The sequence below is a fragment of the Bordetella bronchialis genome, from assembly GCF_001676705.1.
GTDB lineage: Bacteria > Pseudomonadota > Gammaproteobacteria > Burkholderiales > Burkholderiaceae_B > Bordetella_C > Bordetella_C bronchialis.
In genome coordinates, this window is the sequence record NZ_CP016170.1 from 3,796,018 (window position 1) to 3,821,825 (window position 25,808).

The following is a 25,808-nucleotide window of genomic DNA, read 5'->3' on the forward strand; positions in this document are numbered from 1 at the left end:
ATCCAAGCGCGATGCGCATGGCGGTGACCGGATGTGCGGAAAATGCGAGTATCTGTTAATTCCCGGAGAAACATGCCGTTTCTCCGGCGTTACGATCGCGTTGCAATCCCCGGCCGGCCGGACCGCCCGCAAGCAGCCGGGGAAAATTCACGTCAATTATCCAGCGTGAGCACCGTCGCACCCGTGGTTTTACGCGAGGCCAGCGCGGCCTGGGCGTCGGCCGCCTGCTCTAGCGGATAACGCTGGTCGATACGCATGCGGATTTTCTTCTTCAACACCAGATCGAACAGTTCGTCGGACGCTGCCTTCAGCTTGGCCGGCGTATTGACGTGGATGGCCAGCGACGGACGGGTCAGATACAGGCTTCCCTTCTGGTTCAGGATGCCCACATTGACGCCCGTGATGGGACCGGAGGCGTTGCCAAAGCTCACCATGAGCCCGCGCGGCTCGATGCAATCCAGGGAGATGTCCCAGGTATCCTTGCCCACGCCGTCGTAGACCACCGGCACTTTCTTGCCGCCGGTAAGTTCCAGCACGCGTTCAACGACGTTTTCCCGCGAATAATCGATGGTCTGCCAGGCACCATGCTCGCGCGCCAGTTCGGCTTTTTCCGGGCTGGAAACGGTGCCGATCAGCTTGACGCCAAGGGCACGGGCCCATTGGCAGGCGATCAACCCGACGCCGCCGGCCGCCGCGTGGAAAAGGATGGTCTCGTTGCCCTGAAGACGGTATGTCTGGCGGAACAGATACTGCACCGTCAAACCCTTCAGCATCATTGCGGCTGCCTCGTCGAAACCGATGCCCTTGGGCAGCTGCACGACATTGGCGGCGGGCACGTTGCGCATCTCGGCATAGGCGCCCAAAGGGCTTTGGCCATAGGCCACGCGGTCGCCTTTCTTGATATGCGCGACTTCGCTGCCGACGGCCTCGACGATGCCCGCGCCTTCGAAGCCCAGGCCATGCGGCAGCGGATGCGGATACAGGCCGGTGCGGTAGTAGATGTCGATGAAATTCAAACCCGCGGCGTGCTGGCGTACCGTGACCTCGTTCGGGCCGGGCGGGGGTACCTCCACGTCAACCAACTTCAGGACTTCCGGGCCGCCATGCGCCTCCAGTTGGATTGCCTTGACTGTGTTGCTGGCCATACAACGCTCCTTTCTTCGCGTTCGTCGTGGATAAGAGGGAAATAATCAAAGACCGCCAAAGACCGCATGACGCGGCGCACCGTCGCCATTCAAGCCCGCGTCGCGCGGGCGCCGGCCCGCCCGGTGAGGACGAATACGCCGGCGAGCACGAAAGCGGTACCCGCCAATTGCCAGGCGGTGACGGGTTCGCCCAGAAACCAGTAAGCCAGGAATAACACCGATACCGGCCCCAACATTCCCAGCTGTGCCGCCAGCGGCGGGCCGATGCGCGACACCGCGCTCATGATCATGAACACCGGCAGGACGGTATTGACGGTGGCATGGATCAGCGACAAGCCATAGAAACCGAGAGGCTGGACCAGCACGGATGGCGGATGCACCAGGAAAAACTGGATCAGGCAGGCGATGCTGGAAACCGACATGGCATAGGCCGTCAAGCGCATCGACCCCACGCGCTTGACCAGTTCTCCCGAACCGATCAGGTACAGGGCGTAGGACAGCGCGGAAGCGAAGACGAAGGCCGAGCCCAGCAGCACCGCGCTGCCGCCCGTTTGCGCCATATCGTGCGCGAAAACAAGCACGACGCCAAGGTAGGAAAGCAGCAAGGCCAGCCACTGCCGGCCCGCGATGGGCCGCTTCAACCAGAAGGCGGTGATGAGCAGCACGAGCGTGGGCGCCAGGAACAGGATCAGCCGTTCCAGGCCGACGCTGATATAGCGCAGGCCGAGAAAATCCAGGAAGCTGGACAGGTAGTAGCCGATCAGGCCAAGGAAGATCACTTTCGCCCGTTCGCCATGGGTCAGCACGGGGATTTCGCCGCGTGCGGCACGACGCGACTGCCGCCAGCCGATATAGGCGAAGAAAGGCAGCGAGAACAGCATGCGGAATGCGATCAGCGTGACCGCGTCCACCCCGTACTCATAGGTGAACTTGACGACGATGGCCTTGCCGGAAAACAGGATGGCCCCCAAGGCGGCCAGAAAAAAACCGACGGCCCGATTGGAAACAGGCGCGGCGGCCGATGTTGCGACAGTGGAATTCATGCCGGCGATTTTATGTGGCGTGCCGCTTTCTGTGCACGCACTGTTTGTTCTGCTGCGGGGGCCGGCGTTTCACGGCGGGCGCCCAGGCGGGCGGCCCGCCGGCAGACAGCTTTCCGTAAGAATAGATGCCTTGACAATAACTGTCTAAACAATCATTATTCGCTCCATGAACACCCAACCCATTGCCACGTCAGAGGACTCTCCGCCCTACCGGTGCGACCGCACCCGGGTGGAGGAGAACCCCGGCTACCTGATCCGCCTGGTCTTCAATTCGCTGAATCGGGCGCTGGACCAGGAGATGGCGCCCCTCGGCCTGACCGCTACCCAGTGGCGGCCGGTCGCAATGGTGGCCCTGGGCCGCGCCGATACGGCCGCCGAACTCGCCCGGCTGAACGAAGTGGACACGGGGGCGATGACCCGTACGCTGGATAGGCTGGAGGCCAAGAAATTGCTGCGCCGCAAGCGCAGCGAGCAAGACCGCAGGGTCGTCAAGATCGAGCTCACCGAGGAAGGCCAGGCAATGGTGCGCGAAATCCCGGCCAACATCGCGCGTACCGTCAACCACTACCTGCGCGGTTTCTCCGAAAAAGAGGTCGAGTTGCTGACGCACTTCCTGCGCCGCATGCTGGCCAATGGTTCGGCACCGGTTCCACCGGCGAAGGCCTGAAGGCGGGACAACACTTTTTTTCGCCCAAATAGTTGCCTAGTCAGTTAATTCCTGGTCAATAAACACAAACCGCTTACTCCCCGACCGCAGTCATGGAAAAAGCTCCCAGACCTCCAACGCACGTCCACCGTATGAAACGCCTATCGATTTTGTTGCTCGCGATCGTCCTGAACGGTTGCGCATTCATGGAACAGGGCCCTACCCCGGTCGCGGAAATGACGGGACAGAAGCTGGGCCTGGCGGAGCAGTCCGCGGCATGGCCGACCGCGCAGTGGTGGGAGCGATACGGCGATCCGCAGCTCAATGCCCTGGTCCAGGAAGCCCTGGCCAACAATCCGACCATGACGGCCGCCCAAGCCCGCCTGGCGCAGGCCAACGCCGCCGTGGGCGGCGCCCGCGCCCCGCTGCTACCGCGCGTGGACGCCGACTACTCGCTGCAGCGTGAGCGGATTTCCAAAAACTACGTCTACCCCGCTCCCCTGGGCGGCTCGACACAAAGCGACAACAGCCTGGGCCTGAACTTCAGCTACGAGCTCGACTTCTGGGGCAAGAACCGCGCCGCGCTGCAAGCCGCCCTGTCCCGGGAGCAGGCCGCCGATGCCGACAAACAGGCGGCCCGCACCATGCTGTCCAGCGCGATGGTGCAGAGCTACCTGAGCCTGCAAAACGCCTTCGCGCAACGGGCCGTGCTCCAACGCATCATCGCGCAGCGCGACGAGGCCCTGTCCATTACGCGCCAGCGTTTCGGCGCCGGCCTGGATACGCAAGTCGAGGTGAAGCAGGCGGAATCGCAGCTGGCATCCGCCAAGGTGCAGCTGACGCAGGTGGAAACCACGCTGGCGCAACTGCGCAACCAGGTGGCGGCGCTGGCCGGCGCGGGCCCCCAGCGCGGGCAAAGCGTGCATGAAGCCAATCTGACCGTGCCGCCCGGCGGCGTACCGTCCTCCGTTCCGCTGGACCTGCTGGGACATCGCGCCGACGTGGTCGCGGCGCGCTGGCGCGTGGAGTCCGCGCGCCGGACGATCGACGTCGCCAAGGCGGAGTTCTATCCCAATGTGAACATCACGGCCTTCATCGGCTTCCAGGCCCTGGGCACCAACAATCTGTTGGAAGCCGCCAGCCATGCCGCCAACATCGGGCCGGCGATTTCGCTGCCGATATTCCATGGCGGTGAACTGAACGCCAATCTGGCGGGACGCCGCGCGGACGCCGACCTGGCCGTCTCCGACTACAACCAGACGGTACTGGACGCCGTGCACCAGGTGGCCGACGCCCTGGATGCCCTGCGCTATATCGGCCAGGAAACCAACGAACAGCGCCAGGCGCGCGAGTCCATCGATGCCGCATACGACCTGGCGGTGAACCGCTACAAGGCCGGACTGGGCAACTACCTGACCGTGCTGGTGGCGCAGAACGATGTGCTGACCCAGGCGCGACTGGAAACGGACTTGCGCTTCCGCGCCTACAAGCTGGATGCCGACCTGGCCAATGCGCTGGGCGGCGGCTATGTGCCCGCGCCGCCGAACGCGGAAATCGCGCAGCGGCAGGGCAACCCGAATACCACCCATTGAAGAACGAACGGACCGACGTCATGAACGCCCCTCAAACTTCCAATCCCAAACGCAAGCGCCTGATGCTGATCGCAACGGGTGTGTTCGTGCTGCTCGCCATCGCCTACGGCGCGTGGTGGTGGCTGGTCGGCTCGCATTTCGAGAGCACCGACGATGCCTACGTGCATGGCAACCTGGTGCAGATCACGCCGCAGGTTCCCGGCACGGTGGTCGCCATCGAGGCCGACGATACCGAGACCATCCAGGCCGGCGCGCCGTTGGTGCGCCTGGATCCCTCGGATACCGACATCGCATTGCAGCAGGCCGAAGCCAAACTGGCGCAGACCGTGCGCCAGGTGCATACCCTGTTCGTCCAGAACGATGCGCTGGCGGCCGATGTGGCCGTTCGCAAGGCGGATGTGGAGCGCGCGCAAGCCGAACTGACCCGGGCGCGCAGCGACCTGGCCCGCCGGCAGACCCTGGCCAAATCGGGCGGTGTCAGCGGCGAGGAAATCCTGCACGCCCAGACCACGCTGAAATCCGCCGAATCCGGCCTGGCGCAGACCCAGGCCGCGCTGGAGGCTTCCAAGGCCAAACTGGCGACCAATCAGGCCCTGACGCGCGGAACCTCGGTGGAAAACCATCCCGACGTGCGCGAGGCCGAGGCCGAACTGCGCAATGCATGGCTCGCCCAATCGCGTACCGTGCTGCCGGCGCCGGTCACCGGCATGGTGGCGCGGCGCAGCGTACAGGTGGGCCAGCGCGTGGCGCCGGGCAACACCCTGATGAACGTCGTGCCGCTGGACCAGGTGTGGGTCGAAGCCAATTTCAAGGAAGGCCAGCTGCGCCAGATGCGCGTCGGCCAGCCGGCCACGATTACCGCCGACCTGTACGGCGGCAGCGTCACCTACCACGGCAAGGTCGTGGGCCTGGATGCCGGTACGGGCAGCGCCTTCGCGCTGCTGCCTGCCCAGAACGCCACCGGCAACTGGATCAAGGTGGTCCAGCGGGTGCCCGTGCGCATCGCGCTGGATCCCCAGGAATTGAAGGCGCATCCGCTGCGCATCGGCCTGTCCATGGACGTGGAAGTCGATCTGCGCCCGCAAGAAGGCGCCGCCGTCACCGAGCAGTCGCCGCGCGCCGAACCGGCGCTGGCCACCAACGCGTTCGACCCTGACCGCAAGCAGGTCGACGCCCTCATCCAGAAAATCGTCCAAGCGAACCTCGCGCAATGAATCCCGCCAGCAACGCGGTGCCGGCCATGCCCGAAGAGCCGGCTCAACCCGCCTCACCCCCGCGTCCGGTCACCTACCCTCCCCTGGAAGGCGGCCTGCGCATCGTGGGCTCCATCGCCCTGTCGACCGCCGTGTTCATGAATGTGCTGGACACCTCGATCGCCAATGTGTCGATCCCCACCATCTCGGGCGACCTGGGCGTGAGCACCAGCCAGGGCACCTGGGTCATTACCTCGTTCGCGGTGGCCAACGCCATCACGGTACCGCTGACCGGATGGTTGACCCAGCGCTTCGGCCAGGTGCGGCTTTTCGTGGCATCCACGCTGCTCTTCGTGCTGGCATCGTGGCTATGCGGCTTCGCGCCCACGCTGGAGGCCCTGATCGCTTTCCGCGTATTGCAGGGCGCGGTGGCGGGGCCCATGATCCCGCTGTCGCAAACGCTGATGCTGGCCAGCTTTCCCAAGGAGAAGGCCGGGATGGCGCTGGCGGTGTGGTCCATGACGACACTGGTGGCGCCGGTGGCGGGACCCTTGCTGGGCGGGTGGATTTCGGACAACTACACCTGGCCGTGGATTTTCTACATCAACGTTCCAGTGGGACTGGTGGCGGCATGGTTCAGTTGGCGCATCTACAAGGATCGCGAGTCGGTCACGCATAAGCTGCCCGTGGACAAGACCGGCCTGGTGCTCCTGGTCCTGTGGGTGGGCGCCCTGCAGATCATGCTGGACAAGGGCAAGGAGCTGGACTGGTTCGAAAGCTCGACCATCATCGCACTCGCGGTCGTGGTGGCGGTCGCCTTCGTGTTCTTCATCATCTGGGAATTGACGGAAGCGCATCCCATCGTCGACCTGCGCCTGTTCAAGGGGCGCAACTTCACGATAGGCGCGGTCACGCTGGCGATCGCCTATGGGGTGTTCTTCGGCAACGTGGTGCTGCTGCCCCTGTGGCTGCAGAGCAATATGAACTACACCGCCACGGACGCGGGGATCGTCACGGCGCCCGTGGGCATCCTGGCCATCGCGCTCACCCCCGTGGTCGGTCGCATGCTGGCCACCCGCGACCCGCGGCTGATCGTGACCTTCGCATTCTGCGTCTTCGCCCTGGTTTGCTATATGCGTGCCGGGTTCACGCCCCAGACGGATATGGGCGCGCTCATGATCCCGACCATCGTGCAAGGCGCGGCCATGGCGGCTTTCTTCGTGCCGCTGACCTCCATCACCCTGTCGGGCCTGGAGCCTTGGCGCATCCCGGCGGCCTCGGGCTTGTCGAACTTCTGCCGCCTGACGGCGGGCGCCTTCGGTACGTCGATCTCGACCACCCTGTGGGAAAACCGCGCGACCCTGCATCACGCCCGCCTGACCGAAGCGGCCACGCCCGGATCCCAGGCCTACGACCAGGTCATGCATACGCTGGCATCGCTCGGCATGTCCGCGGACCAGGCGCTGCATTCCTTGAACGGGATGCTGGACACGCAGGCGTTCACGATGTCCGCGCTGGATGTGTTCTATGGATCCGCCGTGGTCTTCCTGCTGCTGACGGGACTGGTATGGTTCGCCCGGCCCGCGCGCACGAAGGGCGCCGGCGCGGCGGAAGCGGCAGCCGGCGCGCATTGATCCCGCCCGGGCGCTGTCGGCGCCCTGTTGCTGTTTCCCGAACGACACAACGCCCCTGGCCGGCTTACGGCGAGGGGCGTCGTTGCCTGGGGCGGGAAAGAGTCAGCGGACCAACAGCGTACGCCAGTCGAGCTTGGGCATGATGCGGTCCGACAAGGCGCTGTTGAGCGACAGGTTGAATACGTCGACGCCACGGGCCTTCAGCAGCGCGGCCGCGTGCGAGAAGGACGGTTCGATGAGGCGGTCGAAGTTGCGCACCAGACGGCTGTTTTCCGGCTGGGCTTCCTTGTAGAAGCGGCGGGCCCCGGAGAAACCCAGGTCCAGGCCGTGCATATAGATGCGGCCCACGCCACCGGCCACCAGGATCTGCAGGGCCGCGTAGGCGACCGTATCGGCATCGAACACGCCGGTGGCCAGGTCGAAGCTGTAGCCCAGCGAACGCTGCGAATCGAACAGCGCAAGCCCGGGATTGGCCTGGGCCATGGCGGACAGTTCGTCCGGCGTGAAATGCGGCAGGTAGGCGCGTTCCGACACGACTTCGATGACGCAGATCCGGCACTTGTAGCGTTCGGGCCACGGCATGCCCTGCACCATGTAGCGCAGGACATCGGGCGTGACGAACAGCGTCAGGTCGCGTTCCACGACTTCGCGCATCAGGTCGATGCGCCGGCGCACGAAATTCTGGTCGATGACGCAGTAGTAGCGGAACGGAATATCGTATTGGCGCGCCAGGGAAATCGAGCCGTTCACGCCCATGGCGGCCTGCATGGGCAGGCGGTCATACGCGATTTCGGCGACGGAGGGTCCGCTGAGGATCACGTGCACGGTGTCGTGATGCTCGTCGAAGGCCTGTTGCAGCGGCGTCACGGGAACGGCGCGGCGAAATGCCGAAAAACTGTTGATGGCGCCTTGCTCGTCCCGGGTCACCGACACATAGGGCCACAGGTGCCGGTTGTGCTGCATGCGCCGGCTGCGGAACAGCGCGTAGAACTTGCGCCAGAAACGATCGAGCGGCTTGTCACCCACCGTGCGACCGCCGGCGACGACGACACTACCGCCCTCGGCGGGCAGTTGCGCCTTCCCCGCCACCAGGGAATCCGCGTTGTCGGCAGCCAAACTTGTGGAAGATAACAATGCCAAACTCGAACGTGAGGGCGCAAACGTACATAAATGTACAGCGCAATCGGAAAGTACCGGGGACACAGTGCGAACCCATGCACTGATCCGAAATCAAACTATACCTTCGCGCGAGGCTCAATAGTTTGAATTTCCAAGGTAATTTACAAAGTTGCGGGCGAGCCCGCAGGGCCGCCCGGGGCTGGTCCCGACGAAAAAAGGGACGCCACAACGATAGCATGGATCGTCCCTGCCCGGCATGAGAATATCCTGCCTATCAAAACTTACAGCTTGTTGCGCCCCCCGCGACTGTCGCGTCCCGGGGCGCGCATCACAGCGCCGACAGCCGCTCGGCGACCGCGCGGCCGACGTCCTCGGTGCGCGCCTGCCCCTTCATATCGGGGGTGCGGGGCCCGTTTTCGAGCACATGCTCGATCGCCGACACCACGGCCGCGGCGGCCTGCGGATATCCCAGGAAATCCAGCATCAGCGCGCCGCTCCATATCTGGCCGATGGGATTGGCGATGCCCTTGCCATAGATATCGGGCGCCGAGCCGTGCACCGGCTCGAACAGCGACGGGAATTTGCGCTCCGGGTTCAGATTGGCCGAGGGTGCGATGCCTATGGTGCCCGTGCACGCCGGGCCGAGGTCCGAGAGGATGTCGCCGAACAGATTGGACGCCACCACGACGTCGAACATGTCGGGACGCTGCACGAAATGGGCGCAGAGAATATCGATGTGGTACTTGTCCCAGCGCACATCCGGATAGCGCTGCGCCATCTCGGCAACCCGCTCGTCCCACCAGGGCATGGAAATCGAGATACCGTTGGACTTGGTGGCCGCCGTCAGGTGCTTGCCGCGCTTGCGCGCCAGTTCGAAGGCGAACTTGAGCACGCGCTCGGCGCCGATGCGGGTGAACACGCTTTCCTGGATGACGACTTCGCGCTCCGTGCCCGCGAACAGCTTTCCACCGCTGTTGGAGTATTCGCCCTCGGTGTTCTCGCGCACGATGAAGAAGTCGATCTCCCCGGGCTTGCGGTTGGCCAGCGGCGACACGACACCGGGCATCAGCCGCACGGGCCGCAGATTGATGTATTGATCGAAATCCCGGCGGAAGCGAAAGAGCGATCCCCACAGGGCCTCGTGATCCGGCACGGCGTCCGGCCACCCGATCGCCCCGAAGAAAATCGCCTCGTGCCCGCCGATCTGGCTGGCCCAGTCGTCCGGCATCATCTTGCCGTGCCTGGCGTAATAGTCGCAGCTCCAGTCGAAATGGTCCCATTGGAACTCGATACCGAACTTGGCCGCCGCGGCATCCAGCACGCGCAAGCCTTCCGGAACAACCTCTTTCCCGATCCCGTCGCCGGGGATTACCGCGATTCTGTGCTTTTTAGCCACCGCCAAGTCTCCATGATCGAATTTGTATGTGGGCCTTGCCTGAACGAACCATTATCGAGCACACGGGCGTGGCCGGGCAACCTGGCGCGACGCGCCCTTACCGCCGCGCCGCAGGCCGGCTACTATCCTGGAATGACGCGTTCCCGGTTTTCCTTCGCAGTCCAACCCTGATTCGCTCGGCCTAATCCATGTCCACGTCCAATCCTTCCCATACCCAGGATATCCGTTACCAGATCCACCCCTACACGAATGCCGTCAAGCATCGAAGCGTCGGACCTCGCGTGATCGAGCGCGGCGAAGGCATCTACGTTTACGATGACCAGGGCAACAAGTACCTGGAGGGCATGGCGGGCCTGTGGAGCGTGGCGGTCGGATTCGGCGAACCGCGCCTGGTGGAGGCGGCCACCCGCCAAATGGGCAAGCTGCCCTACTACCACACGTTCACCCACAAATCGAACGCGCCGGCCATCGAGCTCGCCGAACGCCTGATCGGCCATACCCGGGGCCGGATGTCGGCGGCCTTCTTTACCAATTCCGGCTCCGAGGCCAACGACACCGTCATCAAGTTCGTCTGGTACTACAACAACGCGCTGGGCCGGCCGCTCAAGAAGAAGTTCATCGCCCGGCAACGCGGCTATCACGGGGTTACGGTGGCCACGGCCAGCCTGACCGGCCTGGCGGGCAATCATCGCGATTTCGACCTGCCCCTGCCGCAGATGAAGCACACGGCGTGTCCCCATCACTACCGCTACGCGAACCCCGGCGAAAGCGAAGAGGACTTCGCCACCCGCATGGCCGCCGAACTGGAAGCGCTGATCCTGCAGGAAGGTCCCGATACGGTCGCCGCCTTCATAGGCGAACCGGTCATGGGGGCAGGCGGCGTCATCGTCCCGCCGCGCACCTATTGGTCCAAGATCCAGGCGGTATGCCGCAAGTACGACGTGCTGGTGGTCGCCGACGAGGTCATCACCGGTTTCGGGCGGCTGGGCACGTTCTTCGGCAGCGACATGTATGGCATCGAACCGGACATCATGGTGCTGTCCAAGCAGATCACGTCGTCCTACATTCCGCTGGCCGCTGTCCTGCTGTCGCCCAAGGTGCACGAGACGATCGCGGAAAACAGCGGACGCGTCGGCACCCTGGGACACGGCTATACCGCCAGCGGCCATCCGGTCGCCACGGCGGTGGCGCTGGAGAACCTGAACATCATCGAGGAACGCAAGCTGGTGGAAAACGCCGCGCGTTCCGGCGAGGTCCTGCAGCAGGCGCTGCGCGCTTTGGCCGGGCATCCCCTGATCGGCGAGGTGCGCGGCGTGGGACTTATCGCGGGCGTGGAATTGGTGGCGGACAAGGCCGGGAAGCAGCCTTTCGACCCCCTGGGCAAGGCCGGCGCGTATGCCTATGAACAGGCGCACACGCATGGCCTGATCATACGTGGCATTCAGGACACCATCGCCTTCTGCCCGCCGCTGATCATCACGCCGGACGAAGTACGCGATATGGTGGCGCGCTTCGTGCGCACGCTGGACGACGTCACGCGCTTCGTGGCGTCCTGAGGCGGGACGGCGCGCCGCGCTAGCGACGGCGCGAGCCGAGCAGCGAGCCCAGCACGCCGCGCACGAGCTCGCGGGCGACGGACCGCACCGCCGTCTTCGCCATGGTCTGCACCACGCCGTCGCGGCGCCCGCCACGCGGGCCCGTGGAGCCGAACAGCACGTCGTTCAGGCCGCCCATCAGGCCGCCGCCCGCGCCCGCCGCGTCTTCTGCCGCCGCATCGGCGCCCTGCCCGCCGGGACCGCGTGAGCCGGCCGCACCGCCATCGGCGGGGGAGCGGCCCCCGCCCGCTCCGGCATCGGCCGGCCGGATGGCGCGCCCGGCCAGGACTTCGTAGGCCGATTGCCGGTCGATGGCCTGCTCATACTTGCCCTGTACCGGCGATGCGGCGCGCAAGGCCTGGCGTTCCGGCTGGGTGGCCGGGCCGATGCGGCTGCCCGGGGCGCTGATCCAGGCGCGCTGCGTCACGCCGGGCCGGCCCTTGGCGTCCAGCAGGGAAACCAGCGCTTCGCCCACGCCCAGTTCGGTAATGGCCTGCTCCAGGTCGAGCTGCGGATTGGCGCGCATGGTCTGCGCCGCGGTGCGTACCGCCTTCTGGTCGCGCGGCGTGAACGCGCGCAGCGCATGCTGGATGCGGTTGCCCAGTTGTCCCAGGATGGTCTCGGGGATATCCAGCGGATTCTGCGTGACGAAGTACACCCCGACGCCCTTGGATCGCACCAGGCGGACGACCTGTTCGATCTTGTCGAGCAAGGCACGCGGCGCATCCTCGAACAGCAAATGCGCTTCGTCGAAGAAAAAAACCAGGCGCGGCTTCTCCGGGTCGCCCACTTCGGGCAGCTTCTCGTAGAGCTCCGCCAATAGCCAGAGCAGGAAGATCGCGTACAGCCGGGGCGCCTGCATCAGCTTGTCGGCCGCCAGGATGCCGACCACGCCGCGGCCCTGGGTATCCACGCGCATCAAGTCCGCCATGTCGAGCATGGGTTCGCCGAAGAATGACTCCGCGCCTTGCGATTCCAGCCTGAGCAGGCCGCGCTGGATCGCGCCCACCGTGGCGGCGGACACATTGCCGTAGCGGGTCTTCAGCGACGCGGCGCGGTCGGCGACGTCCTGCAGCATGGCGCGCAGGTCTTTCAGGTCCAGCAGCAGCTGCCCTTCGTCATCCGCCACCTTGAAGACCAGGGTAAGGACCCCTTCTTGCGTGTCGTTCAGCTCCAGCATGCGCGACAGGAGCAGCGGCCCCATGTCGGATACGGTGGCGCGCACGGGATGGCCTTGCTGGCCGAAGACGTCCCAAAGTATGGCTGGGGTCGCGGACCAGGCCGGCTCGGGCAGGCCCAGGGACGCCAGGCGCTCCCGCAGCTTGGGGCTGGGCGCGCCTGCCTGTGAGATACCGGTCAGGTCGCCCTTGACGTCCGCCAGGAACACCGGCGTCCCGATGCGTGAAAACTGCTCCGCGAGCACCTGCAGGGTAACCGTCTTGCCGGTGCCGGTGGCGCCGGTAATGCAGCCGTGCCGGTTCGCCATGCCGGGCAGCAGCGCCAGGTCCTGGTCGCCATGCCGGGCGACAAGCAAGGGGGAAATCGGCGGGACGGTGTCGGACATGGCGGTCTCCAGTGGCTGCGAGGCGCCGGGCGCGATGCCGGCGCGGCCATTCTCCGCCGCCGCGTGCATCCGCGCAACACGGCCGGATACCGCAATGGGGACGGCACGGTAAAATAGCCCCCTTTGCCTCACTCTTATTCGGAAAACCATGGCCGGACACAGTAAATGGGCCAATATCCAGCACCGCAAGGGCCGCCAGGACGCCAAGCGCGGCAAGCTGTGGACCAAGATCATCCGTGAAATCACCGTCGCCGCGCGTGCCGGCGGCGCCGATCCGGAAAGCAATCCGCGGCTGCGTCTGGCCTGGGACAAGGCGACCGACGCCAACATGCCCAAGGACAACATCCAGCGCGCCATCCAACGCGGCGCGGGCGGCGCGGACGGCGACAACTATGAAGAAGTCCGCTATGAAGGCTATGGCGTGGGCGGCGCGGCCGTCATCGTCGACTGCATGACGGACAACCGCACCCGCACCGTCGCGGAAGTCCGGCACGCCTTCTCCAAGAACGGCGGCAACCTCGGCCAGGAAGGTTCCGTCGCCTTCATGTTCAAGCACTGCGGCCAGTTCATCTTCGCGCCGGGCACGCCGGAAGACAAAGTCATGGAAACCGGGCTGGAAGCCGGCGCCGAGGACATCGTCACCGATGCCGAAGGCGTGATCGAAGTCATCTGCGCGCCGGCGGACTACGCCGCCCTGCGCCAGGCCTTCGAAGCCGCCGGCCTGAAAGCCGAAATGGACGGCGTCGTCATGAAGGCGCTGAACGAGACCGAGCTCGCCGGCGAGGACGCGGTCAAGATGCAGAAATTGCTGGACGCCCTGGAAGGCCTGGATGACGTGCAGGAGGTCTACACCACCGCCGTCCTCGATGAAACCGGCGCCTGATCTGCCCGGACCCGCCAGGCGCGGGACCGGCTCCCTTACCGGGCGGCGATGGCCGCTCCGCGGCGCAGCCCGCGCGCATTTATCTCTTTGATCCATCCACTATGAAACTCCTGGTTATCGGTTCGGGCGGCCGCGAACATGCCCTCGCCTGGCGGCTGGCGCAGTCCCCGCGCGTGCACAAGGTCTACGTCGCGCCCGGCAACGGCGGCACGCACGGCGGCAGCCTGCAGAACGTCGCGCTCACCAACGCGGAAGAACTGGCGGATTTCGTCCAGCGCGAAGGCGTGTCGCTTACCGTCGTCGGTCCGGAAGCGCCGCTGGCCGCGGGTGTCGTGGACGTATTCCGCGCGCGGGGCCTGAAGATCTTCGGCCCCACCAAGGCGGCCGCGCAATTGGAAAGCTCCAAGGACTATGCCAAGGCCTTCATGGTGCGGCACAACATTCCCACCGCGCGCTATCAGACCTTCACAGACCCGGCCCAGGCGCACGCGTATATCGACCAGGAAGGCGCGCCCATCGTCATCAAGGCCGATGGCCTGGCGGCCGGCAAGGGCGTGGTCGTGGCCGCCACGGCGGAAGAGGCGCACGCCGCTGTGGACGCCATGCTGGGCGACGGTACGCTGGGCGAGGCCGGCGCGCGGGTCGTCATCGAGGAATTCCTGGAAGGCGAGGAAGCCAGCTTCATCGTCATGGTCGACGGCCGCAACGTGCTGGCACTGGCCACCAGCCAGGACCACAAGCGCCTGCAGGACGGCGACCAGGGCCCCAATACGGGCGGCATGGGCGCGTATTCCCCCGCGCCGGTGGTAACGCCCGAACTGCATCATCGCATCATGCGCGAAGTCATCCTGCCCACGGTGCAAGGGATGGCGCGCGACGGCCTGCCCTACACCGGCTTCTTGTACGCCGGCCTGATGATCGCGGCCGGCGACGATCCCGACCGTCCCATCAAGGTGCTTGAATTCAACTGCCGCATGGGCGATCCGGAAACGCAACCGATCATGATGCGGATCAAAAGCGACTTCGTCGATGTCGTGGAACATGCCATTGCCGGAACGCTGAACCAGGCCGATATCGTCTGGGACCGGCGCACCGCCCTGGGTGTGGTGCTGGCGGCACACAACTATCCCGGCACGCCCCGTACCGGCGATGTGATAGCCGGCCTGCCCGAGGATGCCGCGGATTGCATGGTCTTCCATGCCGCCACGGTCCTGGACGGTGATCAGGTCAAGACCGCGGGCGGACGCGTCCTGTGCGTAACGGCCCTGGGGGATTCGGTGCGCATGGCGCGCGAGCGCGCATACGAAACCGTGAACCGCGTCGCGTTCGATGGCCGTCAGTACCGTACCGATATCGGCTGGCGCGCATTGAAGCGCGTACCGCCCAAACCGAAGACAAGCACCTGAACATGAACGCCGTATCCGCCACCATCCTGCCCATCGAGTCCGCCATCGAATCGGTGCGAGACTATTTCGCCAACCTGCAGTCGCGCATTGTCGCGGGCCTGGAGCAGGCAGATGGCACCGCCTTCCGCACCGATACGTGGGAACGGCTGGAAGGCGGTGGCGGGGTGTCGCGGATGCTGGAAGGCGGCAAAGTGTTCGAGCGCGCCGCGGTGCTGTTCAGCCATGTGACGGGCCACGACCTGCCGCCGTCGGCGAGCGCCCGCCGGCCTGAACTGGCGGGCCGGCCGTGGCAGGCCATGGGCGTGTCCTTGGTGCTGCATCCCCGCAATCCCTATGTGCCGACCGTGCACATGAACGTGCGATTGTTCGTCGCGCCCGCCCGCCACAGCGGCGAGACGTCCGCGTATTGGTTCGGCGGCGGCATGGACCTGACCCCTTACTATCCGTTCGAGGAAGACGCGCGCCATTTCCATCGCACCTGCCGGGATGCGCTCGCACCGCACGGCGCGGATTACTATCCCCGCTTCAAGAAGTGGTGCGACGATTACTTCTACCTGAAGCACCGCGGCGAAACCCGCGGGATCGGCGGCATATTCTTCGATGACCTGGCCGAGCCCGGCTTCGACACCTGCTTCGCGCTGGTACGCGACGTCGGCGATGCCTTCCTGCGGGCCTACCTTCCCATCGTGGAACTGCGCGGCAAAGAGCCCTACGGCGAACGCGAACGCGACTTCCAGGCCTACCGCCGCGGCCGCTACGTGGAATTCAACCTGGTCTACGATCGCGGGACGCTGTTCGGCCTGCAGTCCGGCGGCCGTACGGAATCCATCCTGCTTTCCATGCCGCCGGTCGCCCACTGGCGCTACGACTGGAAGCCGGAACCCGGCACGCCGGAAGCCGCGCTGTCCGGCTTTCTTACCCCCCGGGATTGGCTTTGAAGCGCATCGGCCTGCTCGGTGGCAGCTTCGACCCGGTGCACCTGGCGCACGTCGCCCTGGCGCGCGCGGCCCTGGAAGAGCTGAGGCTATCCCAGGTAGAGCTGATACCGGCTGCCGCCCCCTGGCAGCGCGGACCCTTGCGCGCCACGCCGGCCCAGCGCTGCGACATGATCCGCCTGGCCATTGCCGACGAACCGGGAATCGTGCTGAATACCGCCGAGATCGACCGCGGCGGGCCGACGTACACCGTGGACACGGTGCGGGACCTGCCGACGGAAGCGGGCGGCGGCCGCCGTTATGTATGGCTGCTGGGTGCGGACCAACTGGCGAACTTCTGCACATGGCGCGAATGGCAGACCATCGCCGACCGCGTGGACCTGGCCGTGGCGACCCGTCCGGGCACCCCGCTCACGCCGCCCGCGGCGCTGCAGCAGCACCTGGCGGCGCAGGGCCGCCACGTCGAAATCCTGCCATTCGCTGAAATGGCGGTTTCCGCCTCCGCCATCCGGGATCGTCTGGCACACGATTTGCCGGTGGATGGCCTGCTCGCGGAACCGGTGTATCAGTACATCCGCGCCCATCGCCTGTATCACGGCTAAGGCCGTGCCCACTGTTGCGGCGGAGCAGCATCGCCGCCCCCGAAGCCCACGACCGGCGGTTATAGTTGCGACATGGAAATACAGAAACTACAGCGCGCCGTCATTGACGCTCTTGAAGACGTCAAGGCGCAGGATATCAAGGTCTTCAATACCACCCACTTGACCAGCCTGTTCGACCGGGTGGTCATCGCCAGCGCCACCTCCAACCGGCAGACGCGCGCCCTGGCCTCCAGCGTCGCGGACCGCGGCCGCGCCCTGAAGCTGACCGTCACGGTCGAAGGCGAGGACACCGGCGAATGGGTCGTCATCGACCTGGGCGACGTGGTGGTCCACGTCATGCAGCCCGCAATACGCGAGTACTACAACCTGGAAGAGATCTGGGGCGGTAAGCCGGTGCGGGTCAAGCTGCTGCCGCAGTCCACGCGCACGGTATTGTCGGGCGCCACGTACGACGGAGACGACGTCTGAGCGGGCCGGGCGCCGCGCCATGAAACACAAGTCCATGTCCCGGGTCGGCCAGCCGTGAAGCTCGTCGTGGTCGCGGTGGGCAACCGCATGCCCGGCTGGGTGGAAACGGCATGGGAAGACTATGCACGGCGGCTGCCGCCCGATTGCGCGCTGGAACTGCGCGAAGTCAAGCCGGAGCCGCGTACCAGCGGCAAAACGCCCGCCCAGATGATGGCGGCCGAAGCCCGGCGCATCGAGGCCGCCGTACCGGCGGGGGCCACCCGAATCGCGCTGGATGAACGGGGACGAGACCTGACCACCGCCGCGCTGGCCAAAACCCTGGAACAATGGCGCGGGCAGGGGCGCGACGTCGCCTTGCTGGTGGGCGGGCCGGACGGCCTGGATGCCGCCTTGAAGTCCTCGTGCGACGGCTTGATCCGGCTATCCTCGCTGACCTTGCCGCATCCCATGGTGCGTATCGTCCTGGCCGAGCAGCTTTACCGGGCCTGGGCCATCCTGAACAACCATCCCTATCACCGGGCCTGATCGCCAGGTCCAGCCAGTCGCCATGTCGCCCGATCCGCACACCGCTCCCCGTATCTACCTGGCCTCGGCCAGCCCTCGCCGGCGCGAATTGCTCATGCAGATCCGGCTGCCACACCAGGTGCTGGACGTTCCCGCGCCGCCGGGCGAAGACGAGCCCCGCCATGCGGGCGAGCTGGCGGCCGACTACGTGCGCCGCACCGCCCGTGAAAAAGCCGAACGGGGGGAGCATTACCGGCAGAGCCGCGGTTTACCGCGGCTGCCCCTGCTGGCAGCGGATACAACGGTCATCCTGGACGGCGACGTATTGGGCAAGCCGACGGACCGCGAGGATGCCCTTCATATGCTGGGCCGGCTGTCGGGATCCTGCCACGAGGTCCATACCGCCGTTGCGCTGATGGCGCACGGCCGCCTGCACGAAATGGTGTCCGTCACGCTGGTGCGCATGCGCGTACTGGAAGCCGACGAGATCGCCCGCTATTGCGACAGCGGCGAACCCTACGGCAAGGCGGGCGCCTACGGGATACAGGGGCTGGCAGCGTCCTTCATCGAGCGCATCGAGGGCAGCTACACCGGCGTGATGGGTCTGCCGCTTTTCGAGACCACCGCGCTGCTGCGCAGGGTCGATATCGCCCTTCCCTGAAAGTCAGAGGCGGCGCCGGGGCGCCACCTCTTGCGGTACGACAGCGCGGACGGTTCAGCGCCCTGCCGCGGCCGCGGGCTGGGGCGGCTGGGGTAGCGGCGCGGCCGGCTCGCCGTTCAAGGCGGCATGCAGCGCATCCTTGTCCAGCTGGCCTTCCCAGCGGGCCACCACGACCGAGGCCGTCGCATTGCCGACCAGATTGGTCAGCGCGCGGCACTCGGACATGAAGCGGTCCACCCCCAGGATCAGCGCCATCCCGGCGATGGGCAGGCTGGGCACCACGGAGAGCGTGGCGGCCAGCGTGATGAAGCCCGAACCGGTGACGCCCGCCGCCCCCTTGGAACTGAGCATGGCGACCAGCAGCAGCAACACCTGGTCGCCCAGCGACAAATGGATGTCGCAGGCTTGCGCAATAAAAAGCGCCGCCATGGTCATGTAGATATTCGTGCCGTCCAGATTGAAGGAATAGCCGGTGGGCACGACAAGGCCCACCACGGATTTGGAGCAGCCGGCGCGCTCCATCTTCTGCATCAGGCTGGGCAGCGCGGCCTCGGAGGAACTGGTGCCCAGCACGAGCAGCAGTTCCTCGCGGATGTAGCGCACGAGCTTGATGATGGAAAAGCCGTTGTAGCGCGCCACCACGCCCAGCACGACCACGACGAACAGGACCGAGGTCGCGTAGAACGTGCCCACCAATGCCGCCAGGTTCAGCACGGACTTGATGCCATACTTGCCGATGGTAAACGCCATCGCGCCAAACGCGCCGACCGGCGCGGCGCGCATCAGGATGGCCACCATCTTGAAGACGGGATGGGCCAGGGCGTTCAGCAGGTTCAGGACCGGCTTGCCGCGTTCGCCGACCAGGGCCAGCGCGACGCCGAACAGCACGGAAACGAACAGCACCTGCAGAATGTCGCCCGTTACGAAGGGGCCTGCCAGCGAGCTGGGAATCACGTTCATCAGGAAGCCCGTGACCGTGCTGTCATGCGCCTTGGTGACATAGTCCGCCACGGCCTTATTGTCCAGCGTCTGCGGATTGACGTGCATGCCGGCACCCGGCTGCACCACATGGCTGACCACCATGCCGACGATCAGCGCGATCGTCGAAAAAACGAGGAAATAGATAAACGCCTTGCCCGCGACGCGGCCGACACGCTTGAGGTCATTCATTCCGGCGATACCGGTGCTGACCGTCAGGAAGATCACCGGGGCGATGATCAGCTTGACCAGCTTGATAAAGCCATCGCCCAGGGGTCGCATGGCTTCCGCCGTGTCCGGCTTGTAATACCCTAGCAGGATGCCGATGATGATGGCGAAGATGACCTGCACGTAAAGAATCTGGTAGAACTTCTGCTTCCGCGGCACTGCTGCCTGATCTATTTCGATCATTTGCTCTCTTCCACTAATCTGCATGCGCTCGGCGCATCCGCAGGATGCGCGTCGGCACGACACGTCATTATCCCACTCCGGGGACTCCGCCTATTCCGGAGGCTTGCGGAAAACTGAATTCCAGAATCCCGCGATTTCCAAGCATGCGCGGCCGGTATTCGCGCCGCATAAAGCAAAACCCCGCTGGGGAGCCCAGCGGGGTTTTGGGGATAAGAGCCTGACGATGACCTACTTTCACAGACGTCCGTCCACTATCATCGGCGCGAAGGCGTTTCACTGTCCTGTTCGGGATGGGAAGGAGTGGGACCACCTTGCTATGGTCGTCAGGCGTAAGGGGTTGCGCACCGCGTGGGCTGGCCGGGGATGCCGGTGAGCTTGCCGCGTCACGCCAATCTGGTCGAAGCACGCTGCCTGGCCGGGCCCGGTGAGGGGGTACTGGCCTGGGCAACGATCGGTATTGGTTCTGTCTTGCTGGATGCGGGTCGAGACTGCGGGCAGCGCTTGGCTGCCTGGCACAGTGTCGCAAGTATCATGGCTTATGCAAGCCGACTTGCCTGGGATGCGTTCGATGGTTTTCCAACCATCAGGGTTATAGGATCAAGCCGCACGGGCAATTAGTATCGGTTAGCTTAACGCATTACTGCGCTTCCACACCCGACCTATCAACGTCCTGGTCTTGAACGACCCTTCAGGGGGCTCGAGGCCCCGGGATACCTAATCTTCAGACGAGTTTCCCGCTTAGATGCCTTCAGCGGTTATCTCTTCCGTACATAGCTACCCGGCAATGCCATTGGCATGACAACCGGTACACCAGAGGTACGTCCACTCCGGTCCTCTCGTACTAGGAGCAGGCTCCGTCAAGTATCCAACGCCCACGGCAGATAGGGACCAAACTGTCTCACGACGTTTTAAACCCAGCTCACGTACCTCTTTAAATGGCGAACAGCCATACCCTTGGGACCGGCTACAGCCCCAGGATGAGATGAGCCGACATCGAGGTGCCAAACACCGCCGTCGATATGAACTCTTGGGCGGTATCAGCCTGTTATCCCCAGAGTACCTTTTATCCGTTGAGCGATGGCCCTTCCATTCAGAACCACCGGATCACTATGTCCTGCTTTCGCACCTGTTCGACTTGTCAGTCTCACAGTCAAGCACGCTTATGCCATTGCACTATCAGCACGATTTCCGACCGTACCTAGCGTACCTTCGAACTCCTCCGTTACGCTTTGGGAGGAGACCGCCCCAGTCAAACTGCCCACCATGCACTGTCCCCAACCCGGATAACGGGCCAAGGTTAGAACCGCAAACAGACCAGGGTGGTATTTCAAGGTCGGCTCCACCGAATCTGGCGACTCGGTTTCCGCGCCTCCCACCTATCCTACACAGGCCGGTTCACAGTCCAATGCAAAGCTACAGTAAAGGTTCATGGGGTCTTTCCGTCTAGCCGCGGGTAGATTGCATCATCACAAACACTTCAACTTCGCTGAGTCTCGGGAGGAGACAGTGTGGCCATCGTTACGCCATTCGTGCAGGTCGGAACTTACCCGACAAGGAATTTCGCTACCTTAGGACCGTTATAGTTACGGCCGCCGTTTACCGGGGCTTCGATCAAGAGCTTGCACCCCATCACTTAACCTTCCGGCACCGGGCAGGCGTCACACCCTATACGTCGACTTTCGTCTTTGCAGAGTGCTGTGTTTTTAATAAACAGTCGCAGCCACCGATTCTCTGCGACCCCATCATGCTCAGCGCGCAGGCGCCTCACACTACCGGGGCATACCTTCTCCCGAAGTTACGGTATCAATTTGCCGAGTTCCTTCTCCCGAGTTCTCTCAAGCGCCTTGGAATATTCATCCCGTCCACCTGTGTCGGTTTGCGGTACGGTCTCGTACAGCTGAAGCTTAGAGGCTTTTCTTGGAACCACTTCCAATCACTTCGCAAGCCATGCTCGCTCGTGCCACACCCTTGAGTCTCGCGCCCGGATTTGCCTAAGCGCCCTCTTCAATGCAGCAACAGGGACTTCCAACACCCTGATGATCTTCCGCAATCCGTCCCCCCATCGCACTGTACGATGGTGCTGGAATATTAACCAGCTTCCCATCAGCTACGCATCTCTGCCTCGCCTTAGGGGCCGACTCACCCTGCGCCGATGAACGTTGCGCAGGAAACCTTGGACTTACGGCGAGGGGGCTTTTCACCCCCTTTATCGCTACTCATGTCAGCATTCGCACTTCTGATACCTCCAGCAACCCTTACGAGTCACCTTCACAGGCTTACAGAACGCTCTCCTACCGCGTGCGCGCTCCTTTAACGACACGTCATCGTGCCACCACCTCGCACTCGAAGTGTTGACCGCTTTGCGTCGCTGTCCGCGACGCAAAGCCTCAATGCCGTTAAAGGAACGCGCACACCCGCAGCTTCGGTTTATCGCTTAGCCCCGTTACATCTTCCGCGCAGGACGACTCGATCAGTGAGCTATTACGCTTTCTTTAAAGGATGGCTGCTTCTAAGCCAACCTCCTGACTGTCTAAGCCTTCCCACTTCGTTTCCCACTTAGCGATAATTGGGGACCTTAGCTGGCGGTCTGGGTTGTTTCCCTCTTGAGTCCGGACGTTAGCACCCGGTGCTCTGTCTCCCAAGCTGGACTTGCGGGTATTCGGAGTTTGCCATGGTTTGGTAAGTCGCCATGACCCCCTAGCCATAACAGTGCTCTACCCCCCGCAGTCATACTTGAGGCACTACCTAAATAGTTTTCGGAGAGAACCAGCTATTTCCAGATTTGTTTAGCCTTTCACCCCTATCCACAGCTCATCCCCTAGTTTTTCAACACTAGTGGGTTCGGTCCTCCAGCACGTGTTACCGTGCCTTCAACCTGGCCATGGATAGATCATCTGGTTTCGGGTCTACACCCAGCGACTGAATCGCCCTATTCGGACTCGCTTTCGCTACGCCTTCCCTATCCGGTTAAGCTCGCCACTGAATGTAAGTCGCTGACCCATTATACAAAAGGTACGCCGTCACCCCACAAGGAGGCTCCGACTGTTTGTATGCATACGGTTTCAGGATCTATTTCACTCCCCTTCCGGGGTTCTTTTCGCCTTTCCCTCACGGTACTGGTTCACTATCGGTCGATCACGAGTATTTAGCCTTGGAGGATGGTCCCCCCATCTTCAAACAGGATTTCACGTGTCCCGCCCTACTTCTCTTACGCTTAGTTCCACGCATTGCATTTCGCCTACAGGGCTATCACCTGCTACGGCCGGGCTTTCCATCCCGTTCGACTATGCAACACGCTAAATCGTAAAGGCTCTTCCGATTTCGCTCGCCACTACTTTCGGAATCTCGGTTGATTTCTTTTCCTCGAGCTACTGAGATGTTTCAGTTCACCCGGTTCGCCTCCTGGAGCCTATGTATTCAGCCCAGGATACCGCCTTGCGGCAGTGGGTTTCCCCATTCGGACATCTGCGGATCAATGCTTGTTTGCCAGCTCCCCGCAGCTTTTCGCAGGCTACAACGTCCTTCATCGCCTGTGATCGCCAAGGCATCCACCATATGCACTTAGTCGCTTGATCCTATAACGCTAATGGCTATAAAACCGTCCAAGCAACCGTCTTGCTTCTGACATGATACTTTGCGTTTGTGCCGTCCAATCCTCAATCACTTGAGTTTGAACTATCATGCAATCACAACCCGTATCCAACGGCGCATCTCTCAATGCACCGCCAATACTTCTCGTTGTGCTTCTTCCAGATTGTTAAAGAACAAATAAAACTGTCGAGTCAAAAACCCAACGCTCAAGACTCGTTCGCCTCGCCAGGATCTTTCCATCCCGCCAGGCGCCAAGCGCTGACCGTTGAACTCTTTCTTCGCGGACCCTTCGACACTGCGCACCAGGTAAGTGGTGGAGGTGAACGGGATCGAACCGATGACATCCTGCTTGCAAAGCAGGCGCTCTCCCAGCTGAGCTACACCCCCATTAACGCACCGCCTTTCAACGCTGCCTTAACTCGCTTAATCGTTGGTGGGTCTGGTTGGATTCGAACCAACGACCCCCGCCTTATCAAGACGGTGCTCTAACCGACTGAGCTACAGACCCAATTCGCATCGGATCCGCTATCGATCCAGTCTTACACAACAACCGATAAGTGTGGCCACTTGACGCACTTGTGCGCGCGCTCTGAAAGGAGGTGATCCAGCCGCACCTTCCGATACGGCTACCTTGTTACGACTTCACCCCAGTCATGAATCCTACCGTGGTAATCGCCCTCCTTGCGGTTAGGCTAACTACTTCTGGTAAAACCCACTCCCATGGTGTGACGGGCGGTGTGTACAAGACCCGGGAACGTATTCACCGCGACATGCTGATCCGCGATTACTAGCGATTCCGACTTCACGCAGTCGAGTTGCAGACTGCGATCCGGACTACGATCGGGTTTCTGGGATTGGCTCCCCCTCGCGGGTTGGCGACCCTCTGTCCCGACCATTGTATGACGTGTGAAGCCCTACCCATAAGGGCCATGAGGACTTGACGTCATCCCCACCTTCCTCCGGTTTGTCACCGGCAGTCTCATTAGAGTGCCCTTTCGTAGCAACTAATGACAAGGGTTGCGCTCGTTGCGGGACTTAACCCAACATCTCACGACACGAGCTGACGACAGCCATGCAGCACCTGTGTTCCGGTTCTCTTGCGAGCACTCCCAAATCTCTTCGGGATTCCAGACATGTCAAGGGTAGGTAAGGTTTTTCGCGTTGCATCGAATTAATCCACATCATCCACCGCTTGTGCGGGTCCCCGTCAATTCCTTTGAGTTTTAATCTTGCGACCGTACTCCCCAGGCGGTCAACTTCACGCGTTAGCTGCGCTACCAAGCCCCGAAGGACCCAACAGCTAGTTGACATCGTTTAGGGCGTGGACTACCAGGGTATCTAATCCTGTTTGCTCCCCACGCTTTCGTGCATGAGCGTCAGTGTTATCCCAGGGGGCTGCCTTCGCCATCGGTGTTCCTCCACATATCTACGCATTTCACTGCTACACGTGGAATTCCACCCCCCTCTGACACACTCTAGCCCGGTAGTTAAAAATGCAGTTCCAAGGTTAAGCCCTGGGATTTCACATCTTTCTTTCCGAACCGCCTGCGCACGCTTTACGCCCAGTAATTCCGATTAACGCTTGCACCCTACGTATTACCGCGGCTGCTGGCACGTAGTTAGCCGGTGCTTATTCTGCAGGTACCGTCAGTTACGCCAGGTATTAGCCGGCGCCGTTTCTTTCCTGCCAAAAGTGCTTTACAACCCGAAGGCCTTCATCGCACACGCGGGATGGCTGGATCAGGGTTGCCCCCATTGTCCAAAATTCCCCACTGCTGCCTCCCGTAGGAGTCTGGGCCGTGTCTCAGTCCCAGTGTGGCTGGTCGTCCTCTCAAACCAGCTACGGATCGTCGCCTTGGTGAGCCGTTACCCCACCAACTAGCTAATCCGATATCGGCCGCTCCAATAGTGCGAGGTCCGAAGATCCCCCGCTTTCCCCCTCAGGGCGTATGCGGTATTAGCTACGCTTTCGCGTAGTTATCCCCCGCTACTGGGCACGTTCCGATACATTACTCACCCGTTCGCCACTCGCCGCCAGACCGAAGTCCGCGCTGCCGTTCGACTTGCATGTGTAAGGCATCCCGCCAGCGTTCAATCTGAGCCAGGATCAAACTCTTCAGTTCAATCTCTGTTTCGCACAACCTGCTAGAGGTTGTCTTTCGCTTAGCGCTCTCAAAGGAAGTGATAGAACCCAGACGATCTTTCGACCCTCTGATTCCTGACACTTACTTCTGTGAGCACTTGATTTCTTTGGCCCAGCCCGCTCGATACTCGCGTACCAAACCGGACCGGTGCGCCCAAGCCCATCAAGCGCCCACACTTATCGGTTGTTTCGTTTTTAAAGAACAAGTGGGTTGTGACACCCTGGGGCTTTTACACCCCCGGCCCTGCCAGCCCCGCCGCCCTTTCCAGAGCAGCTTGCCGATCCAGCCCGACCGCGGC

Annotated in this window: 18 protein-coding genes, 2 tRNA genes and 3 rRNA genes; 12 read left to right on the forward strand and 11 right to left on the reverse strand. The window is 63.1% G+C overall.

Features of this window, described 5'->3' with window-relative positions:
* Window positions 1–152: 152 nt before the first annotated feature.
* Window positions 153–1,145: a quinone oxidoreductase family protein gene (locus BAU06_RS16755; RefSeq protein WP_066352348.1), complete on the reverse strand. Its 993-nt coding sequence runs from the start codon at window positions 1,143–1,145 to the stop codon at window positions 153–155.
* A gap of 89 nt (window positions 1,146–1,234) precedes the next feature.
* Window positions 1,235–2,188 (reverse strand): DMT family transporter, encoded by a 954-nt coding sequence (locus BAU06_RS16760; protein WP_066352350.1) that lies wholly within the window; start codon window positions 2,186–2,188, stop codon window positions 1,235–1,237.
* 166 nt (window positions 2,189–2,354) lie between these two features.
* On the opposite strand from BAU06_RS16760, the gene BAU06_RS16765 reads away from it, so the two are divergent.
* From BAU06_RS16765 to BAU06_RS16780, 4 genes are all read left to right on the forward strand, one after another.
* Window positions 2,355–2,855, forward strand: a complete 501-nt coding sequence (locus BAU06_RS16765) for a MarR family winged helix-turn-helix transcriptional regulator (protein WP_066352354.1) — start codon at window positions 2,355–2,357, stop codon at window positions 2,853–2,855.
* 131 nt (window positions 2,856–2,986) lie between these two features.
* On the forward strand, window positions 2,987–4,426 hold the full coding sequence (locus BAU06_RS16770) for an efflux transporter outer membrane subunit (protein WP_066352357.1): 1,440 nt from the start codon (window positions 2,987–2,989) through the stop codon (window positions 4,424–4,426).
* Between the two features lie 20 nt (window positions 4,427–4,446).
* On the forward strand, window positions 4,447–5,640 hold the full coding sequence (locus tag BAU06_RS16775; RefSeq protein ID WP_066359229.1) for an EmrA/EmrK family multidrug efflux transporter periplasmic adaptor subunit: 1,194 nt from the start codon (window positions 4,447–4,449) through the stop codon (window positions 5,638–5,640).
* Complete coding sequence (locus tag BAU06_RS16780; RefSeq protein WP_415834836.1) at window positions 5,637–7,253, forward strand: DHA2 family efflux MFS transporter permease subunit; 1,617 nt, start codon at window positions 5,637–5,639, stop codon at window positions 7,251–7,253. Before BAU06_RS16775 ends, BAU06_RS16780 begins: the two co-directional genes overlap by 4 nt.
* A gap of 102 nt (window positions 7,254–7,355) precedes the next feature.
* Here BAU06_RS16780 and BAU06_RS16785 read toward each other — a convergent pair whose 3' ends face one another.
* Window positions 7,356–8,369 carry a hypothetical protein gene (locus BAU06_RS16785; RefSeq protein WP_231933892.1) on the reverse strand — a complete coding sequence of 338 codons (1,014 nt, stop codon included), beginning with the start codon at window positions 8,367–8,369 and terminating at the stop codon, window positions 7,356–7,358.
* 331 nt (window positions 8,370–8,700) lie between these two features.
* Entirely contained in the window at window positions 8,701–9,768 is a 1,068-nt protein-coding gene (locus BAU06_RS16790) for a tartrate dehydrogenase (RefSeq protein WP_066359237.1), read from the reverse strand.
* Window positions 9,769–9,956: 188 nt separating this feature from the next.
* On the opposite strand from BAU06_RS16790, the gene BAU06_RS16795 reads away from it, so the two are divergent.
* Window positions 9,957–11,324 carry an aspartate aminotransferase family protein gene (locus tag BAU06_RS16795; RefSeq protein WP_066352360.1) on the forward strand — a complete coding sequence of 456 codons (1,368 nt, stop codon included), beginning with the start codon at window positions 9,957–9,959 and terminating at the stop codon, window positions 11,322–11,324.
* A gap of 19 nt (window positions 11,325–11,343) precedes the next feature.
* Here the strand turns inward: BAU06_RS16795 and BAU06_RS16800 are convergent, their stop codons facing one another.
* Window positions 11,344–12,927 carry a helicase HerA-like domain-containing protein gene (locus BAU06_RS16800; protein ID WP_066359238.1) on the reverse strand — a complete coding sequence of 528 codons (1,584 nt, stop codon included), beginning with the start codon at window positions 12,925–12,927 and terminating at the stop codon, window positions 11,344–11,346.
* 148 nt (window positions 12,928–13,075) lie between these two features.
* Between BAU06_RS16800 and BAU06_RS16805 the strand changes: the two genes are divergently transcribed.
* From BAU06_RS16805 to BAU06_RS16835, 7 genes are all read left to right on the forward strand, one after another.
* Window positions 13,076–13,810, forward strand: a complete 735-nt coding sequence (locus tag BAU06_RS16805) for a YebC/PmpR family DNA-binding transcriptional regulator (RefSeq protein ID WP_066352364.1) — start codon at window positions 13,076–13,078, stop codon at window positions 13,808–13,810.
* 101 nt (window positions 13,811–13,911) lie between these two features.
* Window positions 13,912–15,216, forward strand: a complete 1,305-nt coding sequence (gene purD, locus BAU06_RS16810; RefSeq protein ID WP_066352366.1) for a phosphoribosylamine--glycine ligase — start codon at window positions 13,912–13,914, stop codon at window positions 15,214–15,216.
* A gap of 2 nt (window positions 15,217–15,218) precedes the next feature.
* Window positions 15,219–16,154 carry an oxygen-dependent coproporphyrinogen oxidase gene (gene hemF / locus BAU06_RS16815; protein ID WP_066352374.1) on the forward strand — a complete coding sequence of 312 codons (936 nt, stop codon included), beginning with the start codon at window positions 15,219–15,221 and terminating at the stop codon, window positions 16,152–16,154.
* A complete protein-coding gene (gene nadD, locus BAU06_RS16820; RefSeq protein WP_066352378.1) occupies window positions 16,151–16,753 on the forward strand; it encodes a nicotinate (nicotinamide) nucleotide adenylyltransferase in 603 nt (200 codons plus the stop codon). Before hemF ends, nadD begins: the two co-directional genes overlap by 4 nt.
* A gap of 72 nt (window positions 16,754–16,825) precedes the next feature.
* Window positions 16,826–17,221 carry a ribosome silencing factor gene (gene rsfS / locus BAU06_RS16825; RefSeq protein ID WP_066352385.1) on the forward strand — a complete coding sequence of 132 codons (396 nt, stop codon included), beginning with the start codon at window positions 16,826–16,828 and terminating at the stop codon, window positions 17,219–17,221.
* 54 nt (window positions 17,222–17,275) lie between these two features.
* The gene (gene rlmH, locus BAU06_RS16830) at window positions 17,276–17,746 is read left to right on the forward strand and encodes a 23S rRNA (pseudouridine(1915)-N(3))-methyltransferase RlmH (protein ID WP_066352396.1); all 471 of its coding nucleotides are present in this window, start codon (window positions 17,276–17,278) and stop codon (window positions 17,744–17,746) included.
* 22 nt (window positions 17,747–17,768) lie between these two features.
* Window positions 17,769–18,386 (forward strand): Maf family protein, encoded by a 618-nt coding sequence (locus tag BAU06_RS16835; RefSeq protein ID WP_066352410.1) that lies wholly within the window; start codon window positions 17,769–17,771, stop codon window positions 18,384–18,386.
* A gap of 54 nt (window positions 18,387–18,440) precedes the next feature.
* Here BAU06_RS16835 and BAU06_RS16840 read toward each other — a convergent pair whose 3' ends face one another.
* The 6 genes from BAU06_RS16840 to BAU06_RS16865 all read right to left on the reverse strand — a co-directional run bounded on the left by BAU06_RS16840 (window position 18,441) and on the right by BAU06_RS16865 (window position 25,489).
* Entirely contained in the window at window positions 18,441–19,775 is a 1,335-nt protein-coding gene (locus tag BAU06_RS16840) for a dicarboxylate/amino acid:cation symporter (protein WP_066352417.1), read from the reverse strand.
* Between the two features lie 215 nt (window positions 19,776–19,990).
* Window positions 19,991–20,103 (reverse strand): 5S ribosomal RNA (rrf, locus tag BAU06_RS16845).
* Between the two features lie 265 nt (window positions 20,104–20,368).
* Window positions 20,369–23,350: ribosomal RNA gene (locus tag BAU06_RS16850) — 23S ribosomal RNA — on the reverse strand.
* A 327-nt stretch (window positions 23,351–23,677) separates the two neighbouring features.
* Window positions 23,678–23,753, reverse strand: a tRNA-Ala gene (locus BAU06_RS16855).
* Between the two features lie 44 nt (window positions 23,754–23,797).
* Window positions 23,798–23,874: transfer RNA gene (locus BAU06_RS16860), tRNA-Ile, on the reverse strand.
* A gap of 84 nt (window positions 23,875–23,958) precedes the next feature.
* Window positions 23,959–25,489 (reverse strand): 16S ribosomal RNA (locus BAU06_RS16865).
* Together the 16S, 23S and 5S rRNA genes with 2 tRNA genes alongside form the textbook arrangement of a ribosomal RNA operon.
* Window positions 25,490–25,808: the final 319 nt, after the last annotated feature.

What these genes read in the sequence shown, in the direction of transcription:
- BAU06_RS16755 (WP_066352348.1), bottom strand. Translation starts at nt 1,145, where the DNA reads ATGGCCAGCAACACAGTCAAGGCAATCCAACTGGAGGCGCATGGCGGC.
- BAU06_RS16760 (WP_066352350.1), bottom strand. Translation starts at nt 2,188, where the DNA reads ATGAATTCCACTGTCGCAACATCGGCCGCCGCGCCTGTTTCCAATCGG.
- BAU06_RS16765 (WP_066352354.1), top strand. Translation starts at nt 2,355, where the DNA reads ATGAACACCCAACCCATTGCCACGTCAGAGGACTCTCCGCCCTACCGG.
- BAU06_RS16770 (WP_066352357.1), top strand. Translation starts at nt 2,987, where the DNA reads ATGAAACGCCTATCGATTTTGTTGCTCGCGATCGTCCTGAACGGTTGC.
- BAU06_RS16775 (WP_066359229.1), top strand. Translation starts at nt 4,447, where the DNA reads ATGAACGCCCCTCAAACTTCCAATCCCAAACGCAAGCGCCTGATGCTG.
- BAU06_RS16780 (WP_415834836.1), top strand. Translation starts at nt 5,637, where the DNA reads ATGAATCCCGCCAGCAACGCGGTGCCGGCCATGCCCGAAGAGCCGGCT.
- BAU06_RS16795 (WP_066352360.1), top strand. Translation starts at nt 9,957, where the DNA reads ATGTCCACGTCCAATCCTTCCCATACCCAGGATATCCGTTACCAGATC.
- BAU06_RS16800 (WP_066359238.1), bottom strand. Translation starts at nt 12,927, where the DNA reads ATGTCCGACACCGTCCCGCCGATTTCCCCCTTGCTTGTCGCCCGGCAT.
- BAU06_RS16805 (WP_066352364.1), top strand. Translation starts at nt 13,076, where the DNA reads ATGGCCGGACACAGTAAATGGGCCAATATCCAGCACCGCAAGGGCCGC.
- purD (WP_066352366.1), top strand. Translation starts at nt 13,912, where the DNA reads ATGAAACTCCTGGTTATCGGTTCGGGCGGCCGCGAACATGCCCTCGCC.
- hemF (WP_066352374.1), top strand. Translation starts at nt 15,219, where the DNA reads ATGAACGCCGTATCCGCCACCATCCTGCCCATCGAGTCCGCCATCGAA.
- rsfS (WP_066352385.1), top strand. Translation starts at nt 16,826, where the DNA reads ATGGAAATACAGAAACTACAGCGCGCCGTCATTGACGCTCTTGAAGAC.
- BAU06_RS16835 (WP_066352410.1), top strand. Translation starts at nt 17,769, where the DNA reads ATGTCGCCCGATCCGCACACCGCTCCCCGTATCTACCTGGCCTCGGCC.
- BAU06_RS16840 (WP_066352417.1), bottom strand. Translation starts at nt 19,775, where the DNA reads ATGATCGAAATAGATCAGGCAGCAGTGCCGCGGAAGCAGAAGTTCTAC.